This window comes from Streptomyces sp. NPDC048516, from assembly GCF_043199875.1.
Classification (GTDB): Bacteria; Actinomycetota; Actinomycetes; order Streptomycetales; family Streptomycetaceae; genus Streptomyces.
The window spans coordinates 1-11,115 of the sequence record NZ_JBICWS010000046.1 but is presented as its reverse complement, the minus strand read 5'-3'; the positions used below and the strand labels follow the sequence as shown (position 1 = coordinate 11,115).

Genomic DNA, 11,115 nt, shown 5'->3' with positions numbered 1-11,115 from the left:
TCTTCCATCTCCTGCCCGCGGCTGCGGAAACGGCGCGCGACATAGCGCACCAGCGACAGGTTCATCTCGATGAGCGTGTTGCGCGCGTACTGGTACTCCGCCGTACCTTCCTCCAGCACCGACAGCCGCTCGAAGAACAGCTTCGACAGGCGACGCGCGTCCTGCGGGGCGACACGCTGAGCCTCCTCCACCTGCAGCACAGACGACCGAGCAGCCTCACATGCGGCGCCCGTGCCCGTGCGCTTCACCGAGATGTGCCCCTGCGTCGCTGCCCTTGCCATGGATACTCCTCCCTGATCTCCCCGTCATGCCGTCACGCCCTCACCTACCCGATGACCACACGTAAAACTGCCATGCGGCAACTATTTCCACGAGGCAACTATGGCGACAGATTTTCGATGACCGGCTCGCCGCAAACGCCTGCCACTTCCGAAATCACCACTTGACGCCCAGTACCTCCCGCTCACCGGCTACGCCCCGAAAGCCGCTGAGGAGCCGAACGAGATGCACCCGCTCCGCCCCCGTTCAGGACGGCAAGGAACGAGCTGCCACCACCGAGGCCCAGGTCGGCCCCTCGATCGCCAAGGGGATTATTTGAGGGGCAGGCACAACACCGAGCACAGCACCGGGCCTCCGTACGGGGGTTGCGCGCAGGCCCTCTGCACGGGCTCCGTCCCGTCTCCAAGGGGGTTGCGGGGTATTACGCGGGCCGAATGAGGCAGAACGGGTGCCCAGGGTCGACGTAGACACGAAAGTCTCTCTTTCCGCCTCCGTCCTCAAAGGTCGAGGGCTTTTGCTCCGAGTGCGAGCACTTCCCTCTCACGCGCCTCCATGGCGGTCGCAGATCGGCCGCGCACCACCACGATCAGCCGTCAGTGGACGAGTGCCGGTGGCGAGCCCAGATGGGCAGGGCGAACCAGCTGAACAGAAACCAGGCCAACACTCCGGTGACAGCCCAAGGCACGGCGGAATCGTCCATCGCGATACGCAGAATGAGCAGAAGCGCCGAGGTCACGGTGGCCAAGAGGAGAAATATTCCGACCAGGGCCAGACGCGACGCCCAGACCACCGTTTCGGGCTTCAATCGACGCCCGGTGACAAGCCGGTGAAAGGCCACCGGCCCTACGAGAGTGCCGGTGGTCACCGCACCCAGTAGAACCGTGACGACGTAGATGGTCTTGTCGCTGGGCGGGAGTGTGGCGAACCGGGGAGTGAACACCACGGTGAGCAGAAAGGCGAAGAGTATCTGGACGCCGGTCTGCACGACCCGCACCTCCTGCAGCAGTTCGTTCCACCGTCGATCGGCCCGTTCCTCCTGCGACTCGTCACGTCCCGCCGTCGCGTGCCGTGGGCCCGTCGATTCCATAGGTCCTCCCACCTGCATGATGCGCCGCTAACGAGCGCCGGCACCGAGACGCGCTACCAAGTCTCGGCTCCTCGGGCTGCGCGTTGGTATCACGCGTCTACCCCAGATCCCAGACACTGTTCCCGCCGTCGCAGCGCCGTCTCCACCGGCGACGAACCCGGCATCGCCACGGGTGTGAACCCGCTCTGATGTGATCACGGTGTCGGAGCCGTCCTGGATAGTCCGTTCAGCGGGCTGAGTCCACGTCAGTTCGGCAAGCTGCTCACCGCGCTGCGCTGCGAAGGGACGGACCCGGTCCGCAAGGGCCGGCCGTGGAGCCTGCCACTGGAGGAGCGGGTCCTGCTGTTGCCGCGTACCGGCGGACGAACCTGACCCTGCGCAGCTCGCCCCGCTGTCCGGCATCTCGAAGTCCGCGGCCGACCGCATCATCGCCCACCTCGGGCCGTCGCTCGCGCTTCAGCCCCGAAAGCGGTTGCGCAGGCACACCGTGCTGATGTGGACGGCACCCTGGTGCCACCCGTGACCACCAGGTCGCCGGGCAGTCGAAGAACCACAGGTACTCGACCCATCACCAGGTCGTCACCGACGCCGACACCCGGTTCGTTGAAAGATCCTCCGAGACTGCCGTCTGAAAGGCGATGTGTTCACCACGCCATGCTCCGCATCGCCCGCCCGTACCACCTCACCCTCGCCGGGTAACAGAGAAACGAGCTGGTCAACCAGCATGCCGTAGATCATTTACGGGACAACCCTAGGGCAGCCAAGATCACGGGAAGCGAAGTCCCCGAGCTGGCGACGCCGCAGCCCGCCGTAGACCTCGTGGTCGCCCTGGAGCAGAGCATCCAGGCCGCGCGCCGGTCCCGCGAGTAGGCCGGACCCCGGTCCGAGGCGTTCCCGCCTCGGACCGGGGCAGCCGCCCGTCAAGGGCCGATCGGACAGCCGCGCCCTGCGGTGCCGTGTGACAGCGGCGTGCCCCTTTATGCGGCTTGGGTGAGTTCAGCGCGGCCGAACAGGAGGGCGTAGCCGGAGGGGAGATGGCGCAGGATGCGGGTGAGGAGGTCGGGGCCGGCCAGGGCGGCGACGGTGGTCAGGACGGAGCCGGTGTCCCAGCGGGTCGTGGCCAAGGTCGCGCCGGCGCGGCCGGCGAGGTCTTTGACGAAGGCCCAGCCGGTCAAGGGCTGGGTGTCGGGGATCTGGGCGGTGAGGATGGAGGCAGCCTCGAAGGGGAGGCGGGCGGCCAGCTCGACGCGTTCGTCGCCCGTCAGCTGGCGCCCGAGTCCCGAAAGGACCAGGCGGACGGCTTCCTCGGCCCGTTCACGGGTGGGGTAGACGCCTTCGTAACGAACCTTCTCCAGTATCTGCTCGAACGTCATCACGGGCTGGTGCTCGAGCGGTGCGCGCAGGTCGGACATCACTGCGGTGGTTGCCTTTCTGTATCCGAGGTCGTGGCGCCGGTGCCCGGCGGGGTGCGCGGGCACCGGCGGGTGGGCTGTCAGGGGGTCTGGGGGCGGCCGAAGAGGAGGTCGTAGCCCGCGGGGAGCTGCAACAGCATCTGCTGGAGCAAGTCGTCGCCGGCCGCGTCGGCCACCGTGCTGAGGACGGCGCTGACGTCCCAGGCGGCGGTCTGTTCGGTGGCCCCCTCGATCCAGGCCGCCGTCGCCCGCAGGAAGCGCTCCGGCGAGAGTGGTTCGGCGCTCTCCAGCGGGTTGAGCAGGATCAGGGCGAAGGCTTCCGGCAGATGCGCCGCCAGTTGAGCACGCACCTGGCCGACCAGGTGTGCGCCGAGGAGGGCGAGCACCACGCGGGCCGCGCGTTCCGCCTCCTGGCGGCTCCCGTACTCGCCGCGTTCCTTCACATGGTCGAGGAACGCTTCCCATCGCAAGGTCATATCGGCCGCCGCCCTTCTCTCATCCGGTGCGGAGGACGGGTGAGGGGCAGGGTTCCCGCCCTCCGCCGCATTAGCGCCGGTCGCCGGGGCTCAGCCGGAGATCTGCTTGCGGGAGGACTCCCCGCCGATGGCGATCTTGCGGGGCTTGGCGCGCTCGGCGATCGGGATGCGCAGGGTGAGTACCCCGGCCTCGTAGTCGGCCGCGATGCGCTCGGTGTCCAGAGTGTCGGCGAGCACGATCTGGCGGGAGAAGACGCCCAGCGGCCGCTCCGACAGATCCATCTGCACGTCGTCGGCCTTCGCCGCGGGGCGGCGCTCGGCCTTGACGGTCAGCATGTTCCGCTCGACGTCGATGTCGATCGCCTCCGTGCTGACGCCGGGGAGGTCGAAGGCCACCACGTACTCGTCACCCTCGCGGTAGGCGTCCATCGCCATCGTGGACGGCCGCGTCCACGTACCGGTGCCGGCCAGCTGCTGGGCGAGACGGTCGAGGTCGCGGAAGGGGTCGGTGCGCATCAACATCGCGAAACACCTCCAGAAGGTTCGGGCAGTACCTGCCAATGCGCTGCACTGAAACCGTTGTAGCATGTCATCCAATGGATGACAAACATGGTGTCGTCCAAAGGGTGACAACCTGAAGGAGGTACCCATGGCATCAGCCGACCAGCCGGCCTCTTCCCGTACCGACGCCCAGAGCCCGGCATCCCTTCTCGCCGCCGCGGCGGCCCTGGAAGCCATCAACGGCGAACTGCGCGCAGCCCAGCACGAGGCCTCAGGCGCCCGCGGCGCCCCCGCCGACGGCCCGGAACAGGCCCTGGCGTCCCTCCTGCTGCTGAGGCAGATCCGCGAAGAACTCTCCGGATGGGAGTCCGGCCTGATCGAAACCGCCCGCCACGCAGGCGCAAGCTGGGCCGACCTCGCCCACCCCCTCGGCGTCACCAGCCGCCAGGCCGCCGAACGCCGCTACCTGCGCAATCGCCCCGGACCCGCCGGAACCACCGGCGAACAACGCGTCCAGGCCACCCGGGAACGCCGCGCCGCCGACCGCACCCTCGCCACCTGGGCCCGCCACAACGCCGCCGACCTGCGCCGCATCGCCGCCCAGATCACCGCCCTCACCGACCTTCCCGCCGCCGCCCACCAACCCCTCAGCCAACTCGACGCCGCCCTCGCCCACGACGACGCCGCTGCCCTCATCGACCCCCTGAACGCCACCCGCCCCCACCTGACCACCACCCACCCCGACCTCGCCGCCCGACTCGACACCCTCACAAACCCCGCCACCACTCCCCCCACCCCCCACTGACCAGGCAAACGCCCAGCGGCAGGCGCGCAACAGGCCTCACCCGGCAGGGCCTCGGCCAGTCGGGCCGCGGGCCTGCCGGGCCGGCTCACAGGCACGGTGGGTCGACGGGAGTGGCCCGTCCCGCGACCGATGGCATGGCTTGGTGACGTCCCCGCGTCGCTACCTACCTGCACTCGGCTCGTTGACCGGGGCCGGATTCGACAGGTTCAGCCCCCGTCCGCGACGGCTCCGCGTGGGCGTGGAGTAGAGATGCGCACCTGGCGGCCGGATGTGCCAGTGCCCACGTCGCCAGGTGCGCCCAGCCGCCCAGCCGCCCAGCCGTGAAGAGCCAGAAGGCAGCTCGGACACGCACGACGCACAGAGCCGGATTGACGCAGCAGCCGCCTCGTGATGCGCATGCTCCGTTCGCACGAACTGTCGTGGCGGTCTACTGAGTAAGAAGCAATGGTGAGCTCAGCGTCGGCATCTGCCGGTGCCGCCGACCGTCAGGAGCCCGCCATGTCCGAACGCCACACCCTGTTGCGCAGTCTGCACGATGTGGGCCTGGCCGCCTGGTTCGGGGGCTCACTGATGGGGGCCGTCGGATTGAACTCTGCCGCCAAGCAGGAGGGTGACAGCTGGAGGTCCACCGCCCGTATCGCCGCTGCCGGCTGGGCGAGGTGGACGCCGGTGAATGCGGGGGCGATCACCGCGCACCTGGTCGGCTCCAGTGGCCTGCTGGCCGCGAACGCCACGCGCGTACTCTCCCAAAAGGGTGTCGCAGCCGCGTCAGTGACGAAGACAGTGCTGACCGGGGCGGCATTGACGGCCACCGCCTACAGCTGGGTCCTCGGCAAGAAGATCGAACTCGCCTCTTCCTCCGCCCCGCAGGACCTTGAGAAGGCAGCCGTACACCCGATCGACACTGCCAACACACAGCGGCAGCTGACGTACATGCAATGGACGATCCCCGCCCTCACCGGGGCGCTACTCGCCCTCAACGCCCTCCACGGCGAACAGCAACGACCCACCCAGCAACTCCATGCCACGTGGCAGCGCACCCGTTCCCTCGCCCCACACCTCCCCCTGCCTTCTCCCGACCAACTACCACTGATCCACTGACCAGGCCGTGGCGTCCTGCTGCTCGCCGAGATCTTCGCCCCTGCCGGTCGCCATGGGCTCTGGCTGCTGCTGAGCGGCATGTCCGGGACCACCACCCCCATGCGCCAGGCCGGCGCTTATCCCAGCCTCGCCGAGTTTCATCAGGCCGGACTGCGCCCGCCGCCGGCCGCCTGCGCATGGCCGTCGCGGTCGTGCACCCGCTGACGACCCGGCATCCGCACCACCGTCGCCGGCCTTACCGCGGGCCGGCCCACCCCCGCCTGCGGGGCGGGCCACTGGTGCCGCGTGCTCGCCGCCGTCTGCTGTCAGGGCGGTCGCACGAGCGGCCACGCCTCGGCCTGCCTGAACTTCCCGCTCGTCAGCTCCTGCTGCTCCGTCCGTTCCAAAAAGCTCAGGGGCGCACGCGAATGACGGTCTTGCCCTTGCGCCGCTCGGTCGGGTTGAGCGCGGGGACGGCGTCGTCGAGGGTCGCGACGGTTCCAATGTGCGTGCGAAGGCGCCCGTCCCGCACCCGGTCGACGATCTCCACCAGCTGACTGGGAACGGACTCGACGACGAAGTCGACCGCGAGACCGTCGACAGGGCGAGTTTCCACAGGCCCGACCACCGACACCAGCGTCCCGCCAGGCCGGATGATGCTCGCCGAGCGCCTCTGGATGTCACCACCGATGACATCGAAGACCAGGTCGACCCCTCCGATGTCTTCGAGATCCTCGTCGTCGAGGGCGAGGAACTCGTTCGCGCCGAAGTCGAGCGCCGCCTGACGGTCCGGCTCCCGCCCGGTACCGATGACGTAGGCGCCGAACTCCCGGGCGAGCTGCGTCACCACAGATCCGACCGCGCCGGCGGCGCCGTGTGCGAGGACGCTCTGCCCCGCCTGAAGACGACCGTGCTGGAACAGGCCTTGCCATGCGGTCAGGCCGGAGATCGGCAGGCTCGCACCCACCGTGAAGTCGACGGTCCCGGGCAGCGGCGCGAGGTTGCGTGCCTCCACGGCCGCGTACTCGGCCAGGGTCCCCTCGCGGTGCCAGTCCGTGATCCCGAACACCCGCTGGCCCAGCGAGAGTCCCGTCGTGCCGTAGCCGAGGGAGGTGACCACTCCGGCGAACTCGTGGCCGATGATCGCCTGGGCTCGGTCGTGACCGGAGCGATCGACCCACGTCGAGGGCCACTCCCACTCTGCCGGGACGAAGCCCGACGCATGCACTTCAACGACGACGTCGTTGATCGCAGGCGTCGGCTCAGGCCGCTCCGCCAGCTTGATCCCGGCCGCTTCCGCGCCCTGATCAGTCACGACGATTGCCTTCATTTCTCTCCCCACATACCTCGTGCTCGCCGGCCCTGTGCTCAGGCCTGTGACTGTGTGTTTTTGTCCAGAGTAATTGCCAATTCCTATGGATTGATGGCGCCGCCCGGTTATGCGCTGAGGTGTCCGTGAAGCATCTGCCAGGTTCCGGCGTGGTTGACGAGCACGTTGGTGCCGCGGCCTCTTCCTGATCGCGGCTGGCCGTCGATGGTTCCGGTCCAAGCGAATCGGCAGCGGCATACCGCATGGTCATCGCTGTGAGCGATCCTCCAGGTCGTCGATCTGGTAGATCTCGTCGCGGATGGTGGCGAAGGTCTTGGCGATGGCGGAGAGGATGGCTTCGCGGCCGCGGTGCGATCCGCCGGAGAACCAGTAGACGCCGTCGGATGCGATCAGGGGGACGAGCTGAGTGACGTCGTGGCTGTTGGTGGCCTGCCCGTAGACAGGGATGACCTTTATGAGCGGGGCGGTGGATTCGGGCTGGGACTGGTCCTATTCTCCCTTTCGCGGCGCGACAAGTGACAGGGCTGTCAGGCCGCCGTGGCCTGTTCCCGCTCGACGAGGACGCCGTTCTCGAACTCGCGCCGGTGCGGACGAGGGCGACGAGGTGGGCTCCGGTGACCGCGCCAGCGGTCCTGGGCGGACTCCACGAGCTTGAACACCATCGCGAGGGCTGCGGCCGGGCTGCCGGCCCCGCGGGTGACCTTGGTCCGCAGCTTGACCGTGGAGAACGTCGGCTCGATCGGGTTCGTGGTCCGCAGGTGGATCCAGTGCTCGGCCGGGAAGTCGTAGAACGCCGGCAGTTCCTCCCGGCCCTCGGTGGTCTTCGCGACGTCCTTGGGCCACTTGGTGCCGTAGGTCTTCGCGAACGCCTCGACCGCGTTCTCGGCGTGCGTACGGTCCTCGGCGTTGTAGATCTCCTGCAGCGCCGTCGCCTGCGACGAGAAACAGCTACCCGCTGCTGACGCTGCGCAAGGCCCGAGCCGCGATCGAGCTGCTGCAACTGCTCAGCGCCGGCAACTGAGTTCGTCGTGGCTCGCGAAGGCGCGCCCTTCCGCCTGCGACCGGGCGGACAGATCGTGGAGAGCTCACCCCACGCACAGAGGATCAGCGCCCTCCGAGATCTTGGTGCTGGAGAGATGATTGCTGCGAGGAACAGTGCACGGTCGGAATGCAACCCCTCCGCCAGCGAGCCTCCGGCGGATCATCGGCCTGGCCGGCAGCACCGATGTCAGTGGTACGGAATACGATCCGGGGAGGCGAGCTTCAGGAACATTCAAGGTGGCCGACTTCACCCCAGCCCCGGTGCCGAGCCCGGCGATCGAGACGGCGGTGCCCGTCGGTCTCGCCACGATGGACAAGCAGTACGAAGGTGAGGTCGTCGGGCGCTCCGCCACTTTGTTCACCGCGGCATTCGACCAGCCCACCGGCACGGGTACGTATCTCGCGATGGAGTCCTTTGAGGGGGCGCTCCATGGCCGGTCGGGCGCGTTCAACTTCGCGCACTCCGCAACGACCTTGGGCGAGGGCAGACAGGGCGAGTTCTTCGTCATCGTCCCGGGCAGCGGTACGGGCGAGCTGATTGGGATCACCGGGGCCGGCGGCATCGCCGTCGACGCGGACGGCACGCACCGGATCTGGTTCGACTACGACGTGTGCATCGGTCCGGTCATGCTGTGGGGGCCGACCGTGCTGGCCCTGACCTACGCCTACTACAAACGCCGCCAACCTGCTTGATGGCCCGTCGGTCCCTCTCCGTCCGTTCGGACGAATGCAGGACCGGGCAGCATGGTTCGCCGTGCCACAGTGGCCGCGATCGCCCGGCTCTCGGCCGACGTAGTCGACACCGGGGCGACCGTCAGTATCCAGGAGACGGCCGCGGACCGTAAGCGGATAGCGGATAGCCCGATCACGCGAAGCGCGGGCCACTGGTGGCCGCCAACGTGAGATCGATCAAGGAGTCGCGCAACGCGCGAGGGTGTCGCTGCGTGCCCGTCAGGCGTCGAAACGGCCGCATGCACTCTCGATGTGACCGAGGTGCTGGTGGGTCCAGCCGCATAGGGCGTCGACCGCGGTGCGCAGGGCCCGGCCCGGCTCGGTGAGGGTGTAATCGACTCGCGGCGGCACGGTGGGGTGCCCCTTCCGGTCGACCAGGCCATTGCGCTCCAGCATGCGCAGGTTCTGGGTGAGCATTTTGTGGCTGACGCCCTCGACCTCGTTCCGCAGCTCGCTGAAGCGCAGGGTGCGCTCGCCCAGCGCCTCGATGATCAGGAGCGCCCACTTGTTGGCGACGTCCGAGAAGATCTCCCGCGCCAGGGAGTCTGCGCGCCGCAAGTCAGCGTCCTCGGGCAGGCCCTTGAGTAGTTGCTTGGTCGCCATCAGGTTCCTCAGTCACCGAAAGTGCGGTCTTCCAGGTCAACCGTGGCTCTCCTACAGTTTCCGAGTAACCACAAGAGAGCACACCGGAAGGGCGAGCGCCGTGGCCACCTACCACTACGGCGCCACCCGCAACCAGGTCGTCTCGCAGACCCTGTACGTGGTGAACCTGCGGCAGAATGCCGCGGCGACGGCGGAGGGCAACCTGGGGTACTTCGGTGACCACCGCCCGGCCAGCACGGTCTTGGGCATCACTGAACTGACCTTGCCCGGTCAGGTCATCGAAATCAGCTTCGTCATCGACACGAAACTGCCCGCTTGAGGCCTGCTCCTCCTCGCACGACCCGCAGCCCTCTGGGGGCTCCGTTCGTGGAACAGCCACAGTGACCGTTCCACGAACGCTCCCACAGCCCTCCGTTTTTCTGGCGCGGTTCGATCTGCCCCTTCGAGATCAGAGAAGTGAGGGCCTTGTGCAGAGACCAGCTGGCCATGGGGCTGAGTGCCAAGCACTCAGGGATCTTGAACCACGGTTCCTTGGTGGTAGAGAGTCCGCCAGCCCTCGGCACCCTGCTGCCAGATCGTTGCCCGCCGTGTTCTCCGTCCGTTGAGGACCAAGGTGTACGTCAGCAGATAGACGGCCGCTGCCAGTTCCTGGCAGTGAAAGTCGGAGGCCTCCCACTCCTCGGCCGGTGGAGACTTATAGCGTTCCTCCAGGACATCGAGAACGTACGCACGGCTGTAGCGCCGTCCTGATGCGCCTGTCTCCCAGAAGTCCGGGGCTGTCATGGCCTCAAAGTCAGCCCTTGTCCTTCCGAACTCGGGTCGGTGGAAGAGCGGTTCCCTGCGGACAAGCTCGTCGAGAACACCACGCCGTCGATCGTCGGTCACGAGGTCGGGTTCCATCGTCACTACATAACACGACCGAACCCAGCCGGCCATCCCCATTGGTACCCCTCCCCGGATGGCGACCTGCTCGACGTTCAAAGTCGCTGCCCTCCGCCGCTACCCGCTTCGACGGCCAGCCGCCCTGACGGGCGACTGGCCGTTCCGCCTTCAAGGTCGTGTCATTGCCGTCATTGCTGCTCTTCACGAGCCAGTTGATCACTGACTGGGCTCCGCAGACGCCCTGGCGACCGCTGAACTCTTCGCTGTCGAACGCCGCCACCGCGGCTTCGTACCCGAGTACCAGCTGCCCGCGCCCTGTCCCACATCCAGAACGCCACGCTGCGCGCGGTGGCGCGCGGCGACGTGGCGACGTGGCGATCACCGGCAACAAGCCCTACCTGCGGCGCGAGGATATCCGCGTCAGCATCAGCACCCTCCGCGCTTTGGAGAGCCGCGGCCTGGTGATGCGCGCGGAATGGCCGGTCTGGCTCCGCGACGAGCACGTCCACCTCACCGCAGCCGGGCGCCACGGCCTCGCTCCGCCGCACCCGCCGCAGCACGCCCACCAGCCTGCCCAGTTGCGACCGCCACCCGCACCGCGGGTCAGCTCCGTGATGCCCACGGCCAGGCCCAGCAGGTCACCCAGATCCTCATCCTCGACCTCGTCGCACCCGCCGAAGTATCTCCGCGTTCGCGGAGCGGACGAGAGCGGCCCCATCGGCGGTATGGTCCGCGCCGGAGCGTGCTCTTCGCGCAAGCGGAGGTGAGCCGTACGGCAATGGCCAGGTGGACACCTAGATGAATGAGTCCGATGTTTGTGCTGGCCGCGACCATGGCGAAGGGCGCCCGTTGGCTCGTGTGTGACGACAAACCTGGACGCCCTTCTG

At 68.0% G+C, this 11,115-nt stretch carries 12 protein-coding genes and 4 pseudogenes; 5 read left to right on the top strand and 11 right to left on the bottom strand.

The window, feature by feature from the left end:
• Both ACGFR7_RS37295 and ACGFR7_RS37290 read right to left on the bottom strand, forming a co-directional pair.
• Positions 1-281: pseudogene (locus ACGFR7_RS37295) on the bottom strand (RNA polymerase sigma factor SigF); the annotation flags it as partial.
• A 584-nt stretch (positions 282-865) separates the two neighbouring features.
• Positions 866-1,366 (bottom strand): DUF6328 family protein, encoded by a 501-nt coding sequence (locus tag ACGFR7_RS37290; RefSeq protein WP_393328473.1) that lies wholly within the window; start codon positions 1,364-1,366, stop codon positions 866-868.
• 190 nt (positions 1,367-1,556) lie between these two features.
• Here ACGFR7_RS37290 and ACGFR7_RS37285 point away from each other — a divergent pair.
• A pseudogene (locus ACGFR7_RS37285) lies at positions 1,557-1,971 on the top strand (transposase family protein); the annotation flags it as partial.
• 372 nt (positions 1,972-2,343) lie between these two features.
• On the opposite strand, the gene ACGFR7_RS37280 reads toward ACGFR7_RS37285, so the two are convergent.
• The 3 genes from ACGFR7_RS37280 to ACGFR7_RS37270 all read right to left on the bottom strand — a co-directional run bounded on the left by ACGFR7_RS37280 (position 2,344) and on the right by ACGFR7_RS37270 (position 3,776).
• A complete protein-coding gene (locus ACGFR7_RS37280; protein ID WP_393328471.1) occupies positions 2,344-2,778 on the bottom strand; it encodes a DUF2267 domain-containing protein in 435 nt (144 codons plus the stop codon).
• A gap of 80 nt (positions 2,779-2,858) precedes the next feature.
• On the bottom strand, positions 2,859-3,254 hold the full coding sequence (locus ACGFR7_RS37275) for a DUF2267 domain-containing protein (RefSeq protein WP_393328468.1): 396 nt from the start codon (positions 3,252-3,254) through the stop codon (positions 2,859-2,861).
• 90 nt (positions 3,255-3,344) lie between these two features.
• Positions 3,345-3,776, bottom strand: coding sequence for an Hsp20/alpha crystallin family protein (locus tag ACGFR7_RS37270; protein WP_393328466.1), 432 nt, complete (start codon positions 3,774-3,776; stop codon positions 3,345-3,347).
• Positions 3,777-3,903: 127 nt separating this feature from the next.
• Here ACGFR7_RS37270 and ACGFR7_RS37265 point away from each other — a divergent pair, with 127 nt between their 5' ends.
• The gene (locus ACGFR7_RS37265) at positions 3,904-4,560 is read left to right on the top strand and encodes a type III effector protein (RefSeq protein ID WP_393328463.1); all 657 of its coding nucleotides are present in this window, start codon (positions 3,904-3,906) and stop codon (positions 4,558-4,560) included.
• A 498-nt stretch (positions 4,561-5,058) separates the two neighbouring features.
• Positions 5,059-5,661 (top strand): hypothetical protein, encoded by a 603-nt coding sequence (locus ACGFR7_RS37260; RefSeq protein WP_393328462.1) that lies wholly within the window; start codon positions 5,059-5,061, stop codon positions 5,659-5,661.
• Positions 5,662-6,052: 391 nt separating this feature from the next.
• Here ACGFR7_RS37260 and ACGFR7_RS37255 read toward each other — a convergent pair whose 3' ends face one another.
• The 4 genes and pseudogenes from ACGFR7_RS37255 to ACGFR7_RS37240 all read right to left on the bottom strand — a co-directional run.
• A complete protein-coding gene (locus ACGFR7_RS37255) occupies positions 6,053-6,970 on the bottom strand; it encodes an NADP-dependent oxidoreductase (RefSeq protein WP_393328459.1) in 918 nt (305 codons plus the stop codon).
• A gap of 107 nt (positions 6,971-7,077) precedes the next feature.
• Positions 7,078-7,233, bottom strand: a complete 156-nt coding sequence (locus ACGFR7_RS37250) for a nuclear transport factor 2 family protein (protein ID WP_393328481.1) — start codon at positions 7,231-7,233, stop codon at positions 7,078-7,080.
• Positions 7,217-7,360, bottom strand: a complete 144-nt coding sequence (locus ACGFR7_RS37245) for a hypothetical protein (RefSeq protein WP_393328478.1) — start codon at positions 7,358-7,360, stop codon at positions 7,217-7,219. The genes ACGFR7_RS37250 and ACGFR7_RS37245 overlap by 17 nt, the downstream gene beginning before the upstream one ends.
• Before the next feature lie 137 nt (positions 7,361-7,497).
• Positions 7,498-7,899, bottom strand: a pseudogene (locus tag ACGFR7_RS37240) (transposase); the annotation flags it as partial.
• Positions 7,900-8,125: 226 nt separating this feature from the next.
• On the opposite strand from ACGFR7_RS37240, the gene ACGFR7_RS37235 reads away from it, so the two are divergent.
• Positions 8,126-8,704, top strand: coding sequence for a DUF3224 domain-containing protein (locus tag ACGFR7_RS37235; protein WP_393328457.1), 579 nt, complete (start codon positions 8,126-8,128; stop codon positions 8,702-8,704).
• A 258-nt stretch (positions 8,705-8,962) separates the two neighbouring features.
• Here ACGFR7_RS37235 and ACGFR7_RS37230 read toward each other — a convergent pair whose 3' ends face one another.
• Positions 8,963-9,346, bottom strand: coding sequence for a winged helix-turn-helix transcriptional regulator (locus ACGFR7_RS37230; RefSeq protein ID WP_393328454.1), 384 nt, complete (start codon positions 9,344-9,346; stop codon positions 8,963-8,965).
• A 112-nt stretch (positions 9,347-9,458) separates the two neighbouring features.
• On the opposite strand from ACGFR7_RS37230, the pseudogene ACGFR7_RS37225 reads away from it, so the two are divergent.
• Positions 9,459-9,665, top strand: a pseudogene (locus tag ACGFR7_RS37225) (RidA family protein); the annotation flags it as partial.
• A gap of 188 nt (positions 9,666-9,853) precedes the next feature.
• Here ACGFR7_RS37225 and ACGFR7_RS37220 read toward each other — a convergent pair.
• Positions 9,854-10,246, bottom strand: a complete 393-nt coding sequence (locus tag ACGFR7_RS37220) for a DUF4440 domain-containing protein (RefSeq protein WP_393328475.1) — start codon at positions 10,244-10,246, stop codon at positions 9,854-9,856.
• Positions 10,247-11,115: the final 869 nt, after the last annotated feature.